Source organism: Variovorax boronicumulans, from assembly GCF_009811375.1.
Taxonomy (GTDB): domain Bacteria; phylum Pseudomonadota; class Gammaproteobacteria; order Burkholderiales; family Burkholderiaceae_C; genus Variovorax; species Variovorax boronicumulans.
The window spans coordinates 210,686-225,403 of the sequence record NZ_BKDH01000002.1; the positions used below are offsets into that span (position 1 = coordinate 210,686).

The 14,718-nt window shown below is 68.8% G+C and carries 11 protein-coding genes; 3 read left to right on the forward strand and 8 right to left on the reverse strand.

What is annotated here, in order from left to right:
- Positions 1-2 precede the first annotated feature (2 nt).
- From VHAB30_RS20865 to VHAB30_RS20880, 4 genes are all read right to left on the reverse strand, one after another.
- Positions 3-1,136 carry a TIGR03364 family FAD-dependent oxidoreductase gene (locus tag VHAB30_RS20865; RefSeq protein ID WP_235926874.1) on the reverse strand — a complete coding sequence of 378 codons (1,134 nt, stop codon included), beginning with the start codon at positions 1,134-1,136 and terminating at the stop codon, positions 3-5.
- On the reverse strand, positions 1,136-2,845 hold the full coding sequence (locus VHAB30_RS20870; protein ID WP_159278489.1) for a putative 2-aminoethylphosphonate ABC transporter permease subunit: 1,710 nt from the start codon (positions 2,843-2,845) through the stop codon (positions 1,136-1,138). The genes VHAB30_RS20865 and VHAB30_RS20870 overlap by 1 nt, the downstream gene beginning before the upstream one ends.
- 324 nt (positions 2,846-3,169) lie before the next feature.
- Positions 3,170-4,243, reverse strand: coding sequence for an ABC transporter ATP-binding protein (locus tag VHAB30_RS20875; protein ID WP_070060031.1), 1,074 nt, complete (start codon positions 4,241-4,243; stop codon positions 3,170-3,172).
- 22 nt (positions 4,244-4,265) lie between these two features.
- Entirely contained in the window at positions 4,266-5,300 is a 1,035-nt protein-coding gene (locus VHAB30_RS20880) for a putative 2-aminoethylphosphonate ABC transporter substrate-binding protein (RefSeq protein ID WP_062481319.1), read from the reverse strand.
- 207 nt (positions 5,301-5,507) lie between these two features.
- On the opposite strand from VHAB30_RS20880, the gene VHAB30_RS20885 reads away from it, so the two are divergent.
- Complete coding sequence (locus VHAB30_RS20885; RefSeq protein ID WP_159278490.1) at positions 5,508-6,068, forward strand: phosphonate degradation HD-domain oxygenase; 561 nt, start codon at positions 5,508-5,510, stop codon at positions 6,066-6,068.
- Positions 6,069-6,180: 112 nt separating this feature from the next.
- Positions 6,181-7,992, forward strand: coding sequence for an ABC transporter ATP-binding protein/permease (locus tag VHAB30_RS20890; RefSeq protein ID WP_159278491.1), 1,812 nt, complete (start codon positions 6,181-6,183; stop codon positions 7,990-7,992).
- Here the strand turns inward: VHAB30_RS20890 and queC are convergent.
- The 4 genes from queC to VHAB30_RS20910 all read right to left on the reverse strand — a co-directional run bounded on the left by queC (position 7,974) and on the right by VHAB30_RS20910 (position 12,281).
- Positions 7,974-8,678 carry a 7-cyano-7-deazaguanine synthase QueC gene (queC, locus tag VHAB30_RS20895; RefSeq protein WP_095743689.1) on the reverse strand — a complete coding sequence of 235 codons (705 nt, stop codon included), beginning with the start codon at positions 8,676-8,678 and terminating at the stop codon, positions 7,974-7,976. The two genes, VHAB30_RS20890 and queC, sit on opposite strands and share 19 nt — an antisense overlap.
- 49 nt (positions 8,679-8,727) lie before the next feature.
- Positions 8,728-9,441, reverse strand: coding sequence for a hypothetical protein (locus VHAB30_RS20900; RefSeq protein ID WP_159278492.1), 714 nt, complete (start codon positions 9,439-9,441; stop codon positions 8,728-8,730).
- Positions 9,442-9,510: 69 nt separating this feature from the next.
- Positions 9,511-9,993, reverse strand: coding sequence for a cyanophycin metabolism-associated DUF1854 family protein (locus VHAB30_RS20905; RefSeq protein WP_095743688.1), 483 nt, complete (start codon positions 9,991-9,993; stop codon positions 9,511-9,513).
- Complete coding sequence (locus VHAB30_RS20910; protein ID WP_159278493.1) at positions 9,993-12,281, reverse strand: cyanophycin metabolism-associated ABC transporter; 2,289 nt, start codon at positions 12,279-12,281, stop codon at positions 9,993-9,995. The genes VHAB30_RS20905 and VHAB30_RS20910 overlap by 1 nt, the downstream gene beginning before the upstream one ends.
- 139 nt (positions 12,282-12,420) lie before the next feature.
- Here VHAB30_RS20910 and VHAB30_RS20915 point away from each other — a divergent pair, with 139 nt between their 5' ends.
- Positions 12,421-14,664: a cyanophycin synthetase gene (locus VHAB30_RS20915; protein WP_235926875.1), complete on the forward strand. Its 2,244-nt coding sequence runs from the start codon at positions 12,421-12,423 to the stop codon at positions 14,662-14,664.
- Positions 14,665-14,718 lie beyond the last annotated feature (54 nt).

Here is a 14,718-nt window from a genome sequence, read left to right on the forward strand (position 1 = left end):
GCTCACCACGCGTCGAACACATCGGCGGCAATGCCGAAGCCCGTGCTCGCGCCGCTGCCGCTGGTGACCAGCACCACGCGCGTGGCGTCGTCGGGCGCGTCGATCACGCAAGGTGTGGTCTTCGAGGACGGGTACACGCCGGTCCAGCGTTCGGTGACCTGCGCGGTCTCGAGATTCAGCGTGCTGCGCAGGTGCCGCAGGATGAGCTGGTCGACCGCCTCGATGGTGAAGGGTTCGGGCGCGTCGCCGTAGTGGTGCGAGTCGCCGACCACCAGCGAGCCGTCGGCGCTCTGCACGACGATCAGGTGGATGCCGTGGTCGAGCGAGGCGCGCTCTTCCTGCATCAGCCGCGCGCGCAGCGCCGCCGCTTCAGGCAAGCTGCTGTAGCCCTCGTAGCGCACCAGGCTCAGGTCGGTCATCACCGCGCCCGGCAGGCGAAAGCCGGCCTCGGGCTGCACGCGCAGCATCTGCAGGCGGCACAGCGTGAGGTCGTGCGCGGCGATGCGGCCGGCGAACAAGCCGTGCAGCTCGGTGTTGGTGCAGACCACCACGCGCTCGCCGCGCAGGGTGCCGCGCGAGGTGCGCACGCGCGGGGTTTCGATCTCGTGCACCGTCTCGCCGAAGCGGAACACGACGCCGTGCACCTCGGACAGCCAGCGCGCGAGCAGGCCGACGGCGGTGCGCGATTCGACGCGCAACTCGTGCGGGCTGAACAGCACCGAGCGCGCCTGCGCGAGGTTGAGGCCGGGCGCGCGCTCCTGCGCGTCGGCGGCGTCGATGAGCGCGCAGGCCTCGGCCATCGGCGTGCGCAGGAAGGCTTCGAGCACGGCATGCGCCTCGGGCCGGTACGCCGCGAGCCAGAGGTGGCGGTGCACGATGTCGATGCCCGCCTGCGGCGCAACGGCCTGCCACACGTCGCGCGAATGCATGGCGCGGCGCCACATGTCGCCCGGCGCCTGGCCGGTGACGGTGATGAAGCCGAAGTTGCGGATCGAGGCGCCCAGGCACGCCGCATCGCGCTCGACCACGCACACGCGCAGGCCGCGCTGCGCGGCGGTGTAGGCATGGGCCAGGCCGACGATGCCGGCGCCGACCACGATCACATCGAAGCTGTCGACGGACATGCTGGGGTTCATCAACGTTGTCTCCAGGCTTGCGTGCGCTTCAGCGCCCAGTGCCCGGCCAGCGCGAACAGGCCGCGGCCGACGGCGGCCGTGAGCATGATGAGCGAGGCCATGGCGGCGGCGGGCGCCACGTCGCCGGCATCGTCCATGTTGAGCACGGCGATGGCGGCCAGCGTGGTCTGCGGCGAATAGAGGAACACGACGGCCGACACGGTGGTCATCGCGTTGACGAAGAAGTAGCCGGCCACGTTGAGCACGGTGGGCAGCGCCACCGGCAGGTGCACGCGCCACAGCGTGCGCCAGAACGGCACGCCCATCGACTCGGACACCAGCTCGTACTCGCGGTCGAGCTGGCGCAGCGCGGTGAGCGAGGTGAGGTGCGCCACCGAGAAGAAGTGCGCCACGGTGCAGATCACGAGGATCGCCATGCCGCCGTACAGCCCGTGCAGCGGGTTCGCCGCCGAGTTGAAGAAGAAGATGTAGCCCACGCCGAGCACGAGCCCCGGCACCGCGAGCGGCAGGTTGGCCAGCAGGTTCAGCAGCTCGCGCAGCAGGCCGAAGTGGCGCGGCTTCTCCACGAAGTAGGCCGACACGAAGGTGGCGAGCGCGCCCGCCACGGCCGCGCACAGCGCCAGGCGCAGCGAGTTGCCGTAGCTGCCCCAGCCGCCGCCGTCCATGTTGCTGAAGTCGTAGTTCTTCAACGAGGGCGTGAGCTTGTAGGGCCAGTAGCTGGCGAGCGAGGCGAACACGGCCATGCCGATCATCACGACGATGGCGATGGCGGTGAGCGTGCAGAACACGAGCAGTGCGCGGTCGCGCGTCTTCACGGGCTCAGGCTGGTAGGGCGTGGCGCGCGCCGACAGCGCCGCGGCCTGCTTGCGGCGCACGCGCCGCTCGACGAGGAACGACAGCACGGCCGGAATCAGCAGCACGAGGCCGACCACCGCGCCCATCTGGAAGTTCTGCTGGCCGACCACCTGCTTGTAGATGTCGGTCGCGAGCACGCCGGTCTGCCCGCCCACGACCTTGGGCACGCCGAAGTCGGTGATGACGAGCACGAACACGACCATCGCGGCCACGATGAGGCCGTAGCGTGACGACGGCAGCGTGACGGTGCGGAAGATGCGCCAGCGCGAGGCGCCCAGGGTCTGCGCGGCTTCGTACAGGCGCCCGTCCGAGGTGGCCATGGCGGTGGTGAGGATCAGCAGCGCATGCGGCAGCGTCCAGAACACCGAGCCGAGCACGATGCCCAGCGGGCCGTAGATCGACAGGTCGCCCAGCAGCCCCTTGAACAGGCCCTGGTTGCCGAACAGGTAGATCAGGCTGATGGCCGGCAACAGCGAAGGCGCCAGCAGCGGCATGAGCGCCACGGCGCGCAGCAGGCCCTTGGCGGGCATGCACGAGAGCGTGAGGCCGTAGGCGTACACGTAGGCGATGGCGGTGCACAGCACGGCGCTGATCACCGCGAGCAGCACGCTGTTGAAGGCCGACTGCACGAGTGCGGGGCTCTCGAGGTAGCGCGCGAAGTTGGTCAGGCCGACGAAGCTGCCTGCGCGGTCGTAGAAGCTCTGGCCGACCAGCGCGCCGACGGGGAGCGCGACGATCACGACGAGCAGCAGCACGACGAGCAGCACGGCGGCGCCGGTGAGCCAGCGTTCGCGGTCGAAGTGATTCGAACGCGGGATGGCGATCGGGGCTAGGGCTTCGGAAGGGGTGCTCATGTTGTTGTTCTTTTGGTGTCGTTGTTCAGGGCGCGTGCACAGGCCACCGGGTACTTCCCTCCGCGAATGTCCCCCGCCTTCGGCTCCTCCTTGATTTCGCTGCGGGAAGCACCCAGTGTCCTGCGCACGGGACGCAGCGCTGGTGTGCGGCCGATCAACGACCGCTGTGCGTCACGCTCACGCCGATGGGGTGCCTTGCGCAGCGAAATCAAGGAGGAGCCCGAAGGGCGGGGGACATTCGCGGAGCAAGGTACCCCGTCGGCGGGAGCGCGCCCTAGATGGCTGCGCACCACGCGACAAGGACCTCGCACACGCGATGTCATGTCATTGCGCCAGGACCGACAGCGCGTTCAAAGGCAGTTGGATGTGCACCATGCTGCTGGGCACCAGCGGCTCTTCGCCGCCGCTGCGCGCATCGGCGGGCAGCTCGGCCTCGATCTCGATGCCCAGCGGCTCGCAGGCCAGGCGGGCCGAGGTGCGGTTGCCGAAGAACTCGGTGTCGAGCAGGCGCGCGGCGAAGCTGTTGGTGCCGAGCTCGGAACCGAAGCGCTTCACCACCACATGCTCGGGCCGGATGCCCACGGTGGCCTGCGAGCCGACGCTGAGACTGCCGGGCGCGCAGAACAGCTCGCTGTCGCGCACGCGCACCTTGCCGTCGGCCAGCACGGTGGCGGGCAGCATGTTCATGCGGCCCACGAAACCCGCCACGAAGCGGGTGCGCGGCTTGCGGTACAGCTCGTCGGGCGTGCCGGCCTGCTCGATGCGGCCGTTGTGCATCAGCACCACGCGGTCGGCCATCGAGAGGGCTTCTTCCTGGTCGTGCGTGACCATGATGGTGACGATGCCCAGGCGCTTCTGCAGCGCGCGGATTTCACTGCGCAGCGTGGCGCGCACCTGCGCGTCGAGCGCGGACAGCGGCTCGTCGAGCAGCAGCAGGCGCGGGTTGGGCGCCAGGGCGCGCGCCAGCGCGATGCGCTGCTGCTGGCCGCCCGAGAGCTGCACGGGGTACTTGTCGGCATGCGCGGTGAGGCCGACGAGGTCGAGCATTTCGCGCGAGCGCTTGGCCATCTCGCGCGCCAGCGCGCCCGTGGGGTGCAGGCCGTAGGCGATGTTCTGCGCCGCCGTGAGGTTGGGGAACAGCGCGTACGACTGGAACACCACGCCGAAGCCGCGCGCCGCCGGCGGCAGGCCCGCAATGTCCTGGCCGCCGAGCAGGATCTGCCCGCTGTCGGCGCGCTCGATGCCGCACACGATGCGCAGCAGCGTGGTCTTGCCGCAGCCCGAAGGACCGAGCAGGCAGACGAACTCGCCGGGCTCGATGTCCAGGTCGATGCCGTCGAGCACGCGCGTGGCGCCAAAGGACTTGCCGATGCCGCGAAGGGAAAGAAAGCTGGTCATGTGCGGCTACCCGAAACCCAGATCACATTGGCTTTTTCTCGGCCTTGGCGTCGTAGCGCTTCGACCATTCCGTCAGGATGCGGTCGCGGTTGGCGGCAGCCCAGTTGAAGTCGTTCTTGGCCAGCAGCTTCTCGACGTCGCCCGGCACGAACTCCAGCTTTTCCTGGATGCCCGGCAGCGCGAGCACGGCGAAGTTCTTCGCGTACAGCTCGTTGGCCTGCTTCGTCACGGCCCAGTCGGCCAGCGCCTTGGCGGCATCCTGCTTCTTGCTGGTCTTGATGATGCCGGTGGCTTCCATGTCCCAGCCCAGGCCTTCCTTGGGCAGCACGATGTCGATGGGCGCGCCATCGCGCTTGGTCTTGTTGGCGCGGTATTCGAAGGACATGCCGAGCGCGAACTCGCCGGCGCCGGCCTGGCGGCAGGGCTTGCTGCCCGACAGGCTGTACACGCCGATGTTCTGGTGCAGCGCGTCCATGTACTTCCAGGCCTTGTCCTCGCCCATCATCTGGATCCAGCCCGACACCATGAGGTAGCCGGTGCCCGAGGCGGCCGGGTTGGGCATGGTGATCTGGCCCTTGTAGACCGGGTTGGTCAGGTCGGCCCAGCTGGTGGGCTTGGGCAGGTTCTTCTTCGTGGCTTCGGCGGTGTTGAAGCAGATGGCCGACGACCACACGTCCATGCCGACCCACTTGGGCGGGTTGGCGGTGTCGCGCATGGTGGGCTTGATGGCGTCCAGGCCCTTGGGGGCGTAGGGCTGGAGCATGCCTTCCTTGTCCAGCAGCATCAGCGAGGTGGCGGCCAGGCCCCACACCACGTCGGCCTGCGGGTTGGCCTTTTCGGCCAGCAGCTTGGCGGTGACGATGCCGGTGGAATCGCGCACGAACTTCAGCTCGATGGCCGGGTTCTCCTTTTCGAAGGCGGCCTTGTAAGCCTGCACCTGGTCGGCTTCGAGCGCGGTGTAGACCAGCAGCTCGGTGCGGCCTTGGGCCGAGGCGGCGAAAGCCAGCGAGAACAGGGCGGCGGGCACGGCGGCCCACATCAGACGACGATGCAGCATGGGAGATTCCCTCGAGGTAAGAACAGGCGGTGTACGCAAAAAGAAAACACGGCCGGGGCCGTGAACGCAGCGATGCTCGCAGCGCTATGTGACAAAGGTTTGTCACACGGCCGTACCCGCGCTGCGGCGTTTGCACTTTCGTCACACGGCTGTCATCGAGCGACGCGAGCCTGTACAGGCTGTCGCACACCGTTCTTTTGCAATCCCATGACACTCGACCTCGCCGAGATCGCTCGCCTGTTCGCCGAACGCGGCGCGCTGGCGTACGCGAGTGAGCCGGTGTCGCAGCTCGAACACGCGTTGCAATGCGCCTGGCTGGCCGAACAGGCCGGCGCCGGCGACACGCTCGTGACGGCCGCATTGCTGCACGACCTGGGGCACCTGCTGATCGCCGAGCACCAGACGCTGTCGCACTCGCCCACCGAACTGGGCATTGACGACCGCCACCAGTACATCGCGCTGCCGCTGCTGCGCGGCGCCTTCGACGTGGCGGTGCGCGAGCCGATCCGCCTGCATGTGGACGCCAAGCGCTACCTGTGCGCGACGCGCCCGGGCTACGTGTCGAAGCTCTCGCCCGATTCGGTGCGCAGCCTGGCGCTGCAGGGCGGCGTGATGGACGACGAGGCGGCGCAGCGCTTTGCGGGCCTGCCGTGGTCGGGCGACGCGGTGCGGCTGCGGCTATGGGACGAAGCGGCCAAGGCCGAGGGGCTGCGAACGCCGCCGCTCGCGCATTTCCTGGCGACGGCGGCGCGCGTGATGCTGCGCTGAGGGCCGGCGGGACGAAGGGACGGGGGCCGACTTTCAGCCCCGTTTAAGAAACATTTGTCTACGATGGTTTCCTCACGAGGTCCGGCGCCCCTGCGCCTGCGAGGAAATCCGCATGTCATCTGTTCCATCCCCCACCATCGCGGCGCGTGCCGGCGCATTCGTCCAGGTCCTGCGCCGCGTGCTGCGGCTCGCGGCGCCCTACTTCAGTTCGGACGAAGAAAAATGGCGGGCGCGCCTCATGTTCGCGGGCATCGTGGCGCTGAACCTGGCGTACGTGTACGCGCTGGTGCTCTTCAACCAGTGGTACGGGCGCTTCTATGACGGGCTGCAGAACAAGGACGCGGTGGTCTTCTGGCGCGAGATCCGCGTGTTCGCCTGGCTGGCCTTCTTCAACATCGCGATCCAGGTGGCGAAGTTCTACCTGACGCAGCTGCTGCAGCTGCGCTGGCGCTCGTGGATGACCCGCCACTACCTCGGCCGCTGGATGGCCGACCGCACCTTCTATCACCTGGAGCTGGCGCGCTACGCGCAGGCCGACGGCGCCACGCCCGACAACCCGGACCAGCGCATCCAGGAGGACATGCAGATGTTCACCAACGCCACGATGACGCTGTCGATGGAAATCCTGAACGCGGTGGTCACGCTGCTGAGCTTCATCGGCATCCTGTGGGGCCTGTCGGGCACCTTCGACCTGTCGCTGGGCGGCAGCACCTACCAGGTCGCCGGCTCGATGGTGTGGCTGGCGCTGGTCTACTGCGTGGTCGGCACGGTCATCACGCACTTCATCGGCCGGCCGCTGATCGGCCTGAACTTCCGCCAGCAGCGCTTCGAGGCCGACTTCCGCCACCACCTGGTGCGCGTGCGCGAGTACAGCGAAGCCATCGCGCTCGACCGCGGCGAGACGGTGGAGCGCGGCCAGCTCGACACGCGCTTCGGCGCCGTGCTGCGCAACTACCTGCAGCTGATCAAGAAGCAGAAGAACCTGGTCACCTTCACCGCGATGTTCGGACAGGCGTCGGTGATCTTTCCGTTCATCGTGTCGGCGCCGCGTTTCTTCAGCGGGGCCATCCAGCTGGGCGCGCTGATCCAGATTTCATCGGCCTTCGACAAGGTGCAGGAGTCGCTGAGCTGGTTCGTCGCCAACTACGACCGCGTGGCCGTCTGGCGCGCCACCACCGACCGCCTGATCAGCTTCGACGACGCGATGCGCGCCCACGCCGCGCGCGAAGACGCCCTGCAGCGCGAAGAAGGCGCCGCCGCGCTGGGCACCAGCGACCTCACGCTCGCGCTGCCCAATGGCACGCAGCTGCTGGCCGGCGCCGCGCTGGCGGTGCGCCCCGGCGACAGCGTGCTGCTGCAAGGCCCCTCGGGCAGCGGCAAGTCGACGCTGTTCCGCGCCTTCGCGGGCATCTGGCCGTTTGCGCGCGGCAAGGTGCAGGCCCCGGCCGACGCGGTCTTCATGCCGCAACGCCCCTACCTGCCCGACGGCAAGTTGCGCGAGGCGCTGACCTACCCGCACCCAGCCGCCGGCTTCAGCGACGACCAACTGCGCCAGGCGCTGGTCGATGCGCTCTTGCCCGACCTCGTGAACCGGCTCGACGACAGCGACGCCTGGAGTCAGAAGCTCTCGGGCGGCGAGCAGCAGCGGCTGGCGATCGCGCGGGTGCTGCTGAAGAAGCCGGCGTGGCTCTTCGCCGACGAGGTGACCAGCGCGCTCGATGCACCGGCCGAAGCCGTGCTCTACCAGCGGCTGGCCGACACGGTGCGCGCGGGCGGCGGTGCGATGGTGTCGATTGCGCACCGGCCGGCGGTGGGCGATTTCCACGGCCAGCGGTGGACGCTGGTGCCGCAGGACGAAAGTGCGGCCGGCGGCGCGCGCTACCGGCTCGATACCTCTACAACTGCTCAGGCCGCAGCGACGTAACGCTCCCAGCCCTTCTTGCGCAGGTCGCAGGCCGGGCACTCGCCGCAGCCGTAGCCCCAGGCCTGGCGGTGTTCGCGGTCGCCGAGGTAGCAGGTGTGGGTTTCTTCCACGATCAGGTCGACCAGCGGCTGGCCGCCCAGGCGGTGGGCCAGCGCCCAGGTCTCGGCCTTGTCGATCCACATGAGCGGCGTCTCGATCACGAGGCGGCGCTCCAGGCCGAGCGACAGCGCCAGCTGCATCGCCTTCATGGTGTCGTCACGGCAGTCGGGGTAGCCCGAGAAGTCGGTTTCGCAGACGCCGGTGACGATCACCTGCAGCCCGCGCCGGTAGGCCAGCGCGCCCGCGAGCGTGAGGAACAGCAGGTTGCGCCCCGGCACGAAGGTGTTGGGCAGGCCGTCGGCCTGCATGGCGAAGGCGACTTCTTCAGTGAGCGAGGAGCCGCCGAGCTGCGCCAGCGCGGCCAGCGTGAGCACGTGGTCTTCGCCCAGGCGCGGCGCCCATTCGGGAAAGCGCTCGCGCATCTTCGCGAGCACGGTGCCGCGCACGTCGAGTTCGACGCGGTGGCGCTGGCCGTAGTCGAAGCCCAGGGTTTCGACACGCTGGTACTTGGACAGGGCCTCGGCCAGGCAGGTGGCCGAGTCCTGGCCGCCGGAGAAGAGAACGAGGGCGGTGGTGTGCAGGGGCATGGGGCCTCCGGAAAAATAGGGAAAGGAAAACGGTCGGCGCGCCGCCAAGTCAATCTTCGAGCATCGCGCCGCTGCCGCCGGCAGGGCCGCGCACGCCGATGGACTCGACCTCCGCGATCCGCTCTGCCGGGAAGAACTTGCACAGGCAATGCTCGATGTCGATGTACTCCCCGGCATGGATCACGGCCAGCATGTGGGCCAGGATCTGCTGGTAGACGGCCACGACGTGGTCGATCAGCACCGCGTCGAAGCTCCACAGACGGCTCATGTACTGCCCCGGAATGCCGGCAACCGCCTTGACGTCGCCCGGCGGGCGCCGCTGGGCGAATACCACCTTGCCCGAAAAACGGGCATCGGCATAGCGGCCGATGTCGGCGCGCTCGGTGAGCTGGTAACGGCCGCTGACCTTGAACACGCGCGACACGTCGGACAGCAGTCCCTCGGAGCGCAGGAAGCCGAACACGACATCCAGGCACAGGGTCTCGGTCACGTTCTTGACGATGCTGAGGTCCTGCGACGCGGCAATCTGCTGCACCTCGCGGTCGCCCGTGAAGTCGAGCACCCGGTCCGCCGCCCGCGCCAGCACGGCGCGCTGGAGGTCGTTGTAGGGCACGGCCCCCATTTCCACCAGGTAGATGCGGGCCTGCGGGTCCTGCAGGCGGATGCTGGCCAGGGTGTAGAGCGTCTGCGCCAGGCGCTGGTCGCTGTCGAAAACCCCGATCTTCGTGTTGAGCGCACTGGAGACGAGGTAGAGGTTGACCATGGCGGGCGATTTTATTTTTGATTCCGCGCTCGGCGCGCCACGCACCGGCGGCGGCGTTCTCTGGTGCTTCTAGAGAAAGCGCTCCAGCAGCTTGCGCGACGCGCGATCCAGCGCCTTCGCATCGGGAATGCGGAACTGCACGCCGTGCGCGCTCGCGATCAGCAGCGCACCGCCTTCGAGGCGGCGGATGTCTTCCTCGGCCTTGAGCACGAAGCTGGTGTCGCCGCGGTCGGTGCTCACGGTCCAGGTGCTGGGCACGCCGAAGCTGGACACGCCGTGCAGCTTCAGCAAGGTGGGCGCAAAGTCGCGCACGGCGAGTTCTTCGGTCAGCAGCGCCTGGGTGGGCGCGGGCAGCTGGTCGACGCGGTCGACCCACACGAGTTCGCGGCCTTCGCTGCCGACGAGCGACACGCCCTCGTTGGGCGCGCTCAGCGGAAAGGCGCGCACGGGCGTCACGCCCACGTGGTGCTCGCCCTGTGCGTCGGTCAGCACGAGGCGCCCGAACGTGTCGCGGGCGAGTTCGAAGCTGATGTTGGTATTGGTGCTGCTCATCACACGTCCCCTGCCGGATGGGCGGCGTGGCTCACGGCCAGCGGCGCCTGGGCGTTGGCGCGCTCGTCGGCGGCGCCTTCGCTCACATCGTCTTCGTCGCCCTGGCGCAGCTGCGCCTGGTACAGGCGCCAGTAGGCGCCCTGCTTGGCCATGAGCGCGTCGTGTGGCCCGACCTCGACCACCTCGCCGCGGTCCATGACCACGAGGCGGTCGGCCTTGCGCAGCGTGGACAGACGGTGGGCGATGGCGATGGTGGTGCGGCCCTGCACGAGGTTGTCGAGCGCCTTCTGGATTTCCTTTTCGGTCTCGGTGTCGACGGCCGAGGTGGCCTCGTCGAGGATCAGGATGCGCGGGTCGATGAGCAGTGCGCGCGCGATGCTGATGCGCTGGCGCTCGCCGCCCGACAGGCCCTGGCCGCGCTCGCCCACCAGCGAGTCGTAGCCGTGCGGCAGGCGCAGGATGAAGTCGTGCGCATGGGCCGCGCGGGCCGCTGCGACGACTTCTTCGCGCGTGGCATCGGGCTTGCCGTAGGCGATGTTCTGCGCGATGGTGCCGAAGAACAGGAACGGCTCCTGCAGCACCAGGCCCACGTGGCGGCGGTAGTCGGCCACGGCGAAGCGGCGGATGTCGGTGCCGTCGACCTTGATGGCGCCGTCGGTCACGTCGTAGAAGCGGCAAATCAGGTTGACCAGCGTGCTCTTGCCCGAGCCGCTGTGGCCCACGAGGCCGATCATTTCGCCGGGTTCGATGGTCAGGTCGAGGTCGTGAATCACGGCGCGCGAGCCGTAACGAAAGCCCAGCCCGCTCATATCGATGCGGCCCTGCACGCGCTCCACCTTCACCGGGTTGGCCGGCTCGGGCACGTTGCTCACGTGGTCGAGGATGTCGAAGATGCGCTTGGCGCCGGCGGCGGCCTTCTGCGTGACCGAGACGATGCGGCTCATCGAATCGAGCCGCGTGTAGAAGCGGCCGATGTAGGCGATGAAGGCGGTGAGCACACCCACCGTGATGCTGCCGCGCGCCACCTGCCAGATGCCGAAGGCCCAGACCACGAGCAGGCCGATTTCGGTCAGCAGCGACACGGTCGGCGTGAACAGCGACCAGGTGCGGTTGAGCTTGTCGTTGACCTGCAGGTTGTAGGCGTTGGCGACGCGGAAGCGCTCGGCTTCGCGGCGCTCCTGCGCAAAGGCCTTCACCACGCGGATGCCGGGGATGGTGTCGGCCAGCACGTTGGTCACTTCGGACCAGACGCGGTCGATCTTCTCGAAGCCGGTGCGCAGGCGGTCGCGCACGACGTGGATCATCCAGGCGATGAAGGGCAGCGGCACCAGCGTGACCACGGCCAGCAGCGGGTTGATCGAGATGAGGATGGCCGCCGTCATGACGATCATCAGCACGTCGTTGGCGAAATCGAGCGCGTGCAGCGACAAGAAGACGTTGATGCGGTCGGTTTCCGAGCCGATGCGCGCCATGAGGTCGCCGGTGCGCTTGCCGCCGAAGTAGTCCAGCGGCAGGGTCAGCAGGTGCTCGTAGGTGGTGGTGCGCAGGTCGGCACCGATGCGTTCCGAGACCAGCGCCAAGAGGTAGGTGCGCGCCCAGCCCAGCCCCCAGCCGACCAGCGCCGCAATCAGCAGGCCACCCAGGTAGAGGCCGACCCGGGCGGAGTCGATCTTCTGCCCGTTCTGGAACGGGATCAGGATGTCGTCCATCAGCGGGATGGTCAGGTACGGCGGCACCAGCGTGGCGGCGGTGGAGATCAGGGTCAGGACAAACCCGAGGATCAGCTGCTTGCGGTACGGCCCGGCAAAGCGGCCTAGGCGCAGCAGCACCCAGGTCGAGGGCGGGGTCTGGAGCTCGGTGTCGGTGCCGTCGACGTCGAGAAGTTCGGGCACCTCTTCTGTCGCCTTCGCGACAGCGGGCGCGGCGCGCTGGCCGAACAGCTTGAGCAGCTTGAGCGCCGCCGGCTGGCCGGCCAGGGTGTAGCGCCAGCGGGCGAGCTGTCCGGCGGGGCCGATGAGGTCGAGGGTTCCGACGCCGGCATGGTCGGAAAGACGCATTTCCAGGGCCTGATCGGTGAGTGGCCACTCACGCCACTCGCCGCCGGGCTCCAGGGCGATGAGCCGCTGGTCGGTCAGGGCGACGAGGCCGGTGGCGAAGCGAAGTTGGTCGTCGAGGTCAACCGCAAGTGTTACCGAAACGTTTTCAGCGCCTGCGAGTCGGCTTTTCAGCACGCCTGAGACCGCCTCCGTTTCGCCCGCCTGGGCGCCGACTGGATCGTGATGTTGCATTGTGTTTATTTGACTCTTGCCCGTCGCGGGCCGCTGGGACCGCGTCATGGCGTCCTTGGTCGGGCGCCGATTCTGACCGATCGCCATGGGTGCGCTTGAAGGCGCCGTGGTGCTCGGCCAAAGCACATCGAACGTTTGCATGACCCGTTTCGACGACATCCAATTGCTGCGCATCAACTATTTGCGCGGTCCCAACCTCTGGACCTACCGTCCGGTGCTCGAAGTCTGGCTCGACCTGGGCCAACTGGAAGACTTCCCCTCCAACAAGATCGACGGTTTCACCGACCGGCTGACCACCCTGCTGCCGGCGCTCATCGAGCACCACTGCGGCGTGGGCGAGCGCGGCGGGTTCATCCAGCGCCTGACCGAAGGCACCTGGTCGGGCCACGTGCTGGAGCACGTCGTGATCGAACTGCTGAACCTGGCCGGCATGCCGACCGGCTTCGGCCAGACCCGCAGCACCTCGGAACACGGCGTGTACCGCATGGTGTTCCGCGCGCGTGACGAGCAGGTCGCCCGCGTGGCGCTCACCGAAGGCCACCGCCTGCTGATGGCGGCCATCAACAACGACCCGTTCACCGCCGCCGACGTGCAGACCGCCGTCGAGGCCGTCAAGGCCAAGGTCGAGGACTGCTACCTCGGCCCGAGCACCGCGGCCATCGTGTCCGCCGCCACCGACCGCGGCATTCCGCACATGCGCCTGAACAGCGGCAACCTGGTGCAGCTGGGCTACGGCGCCAACCAGCAGCGCATCTGGACCGCCGAAACCGACTACACCAGCGCCATCGGCGAATCGATCGCCAGCGACAAGGAACTGACCAAGTCGCTGCTCGCCAGCTGCGGCGTGCCCGTGCCGCACGGCCAGGTGGTCGAGTCGCCCGAAGAAGCCTGGGAAGCCGCCGAGGACATCGGCCTGCCCGTGGTCGTGAAGCCGTCGGACGCCAACCATGGCCGCGGCGTGTCGCTCGAGCTGACCACGCGCGAGGAAGTCATGGCCGCCTTCGCGGTCGCCGAGCCCGAAGGCAGCGACGTGATGGTCGAGCGCTTCATCCGCGGCCACGAACACCGCCTGCTGGTGGTGGGCGGCGAGGTGGTGGCGGCCGCGCGCGGCGAGATCATCACCGTGACCGGCGACGGCACCAGCACCGTGGCCGGGCTGATCGACAAGCAGCTCAACAGCGACCCGCGCCGCGGCGCCGAAGAAGAATTCCCGCTCGACGTGATCGTGCTGGCCACCGACGCCAAGCTGCAGCTCGAACTCAAGCGCCAGGATCTGGACGGCACCTCGGTGCCGGCCGCCGGCCGCGTGGTCACGATCCAGCGCAACGGCAACATGGCCTACGACTGCACCGACCTCGTGCACCCCGAGGTGGCGCACGCCGCCGTGCTCGCCGCCCGCGTGGTCGGCCTGGACATCGCGGGCATCGACATGGTCGCGCAGGACATCTCCAAGCCGCTGGGCCCGCAGGGCGGCGCGATCGTCGAGGTGAACGCCGGCCCCGGCCTGCTGATGCACCTGAAGCCGGCCATCGGCTCGCCGCGCCCCGTGGGCCGCGCCATCTGCGACCACCTGTTCCCGAACGACGCGCCCGGCCGCATCCCCGTGGTGGGCGTGGCCGGTTCGCGCGACACCGCCGTGCTCGCACGGCTGGTGGCCTGGCTCATCAACCTCGGCGGGCGCCACACCGGCCTGGCCTGCCGCGACGGCCTGTTCCTGGAACGCCGCCGCGTCGACGCACGCGACAGCGCCAACTGGGACGCCGGCCACCGCCTGCTCGTGAACCGCGCCGTCGAGGCCGTGGTGATCGAGAACGGCGCCGAGACCATCCTGCGCGATGGCCTGGCCTACGACCGCTGCGAAGTCGGCATCGTGACCGACCTCGAAGGCTGCGAAGCCCTGGCCGACTACGACATCACAGAGAGCGACCAGATGGTCAAGGTGCTGCGCACCCAGGTCGACGTGGTGCTGGGTGAAGGCACGGCCGTGCTGAACGCCGACGAGCCGCGCATCGCCGCGCTGGCGCCGCTGTGCGATGGCGCCGTCATCCTCTATGCGGCCGACCCGCAGGCCGCCGCGCTCGCCGCGCACCAGGCCGAAGGCGGCAAGGCCGTGCTGGTGCGCCAGGACCGCGTGGTGCTGGCCAACGGCACGAGCGAATCGTTCCTGCCCGGCCTGGGCCGCCTGACCATCTGGCGCGCGACCCACGTCGGCGTGAGCCTCGAAAGCCTGCTGGCCGCCGTGGCCGCCGCCTGGGCCATGGGCATTCCGCTCAACCTGATCGGCGCCGGCGTCGAAGCCTTCGAAGCCGACCTGCAGGCGGCCCTGGCCTCGCTGCAGCTGTCGCAGGCCTCGCCCCTTTCGCCCCAACTACAACTGGCATGACACGATGCGCCGCCCCGCCACCCGCGGGGCCGGCGCCCTGGTCACACCGCAAGA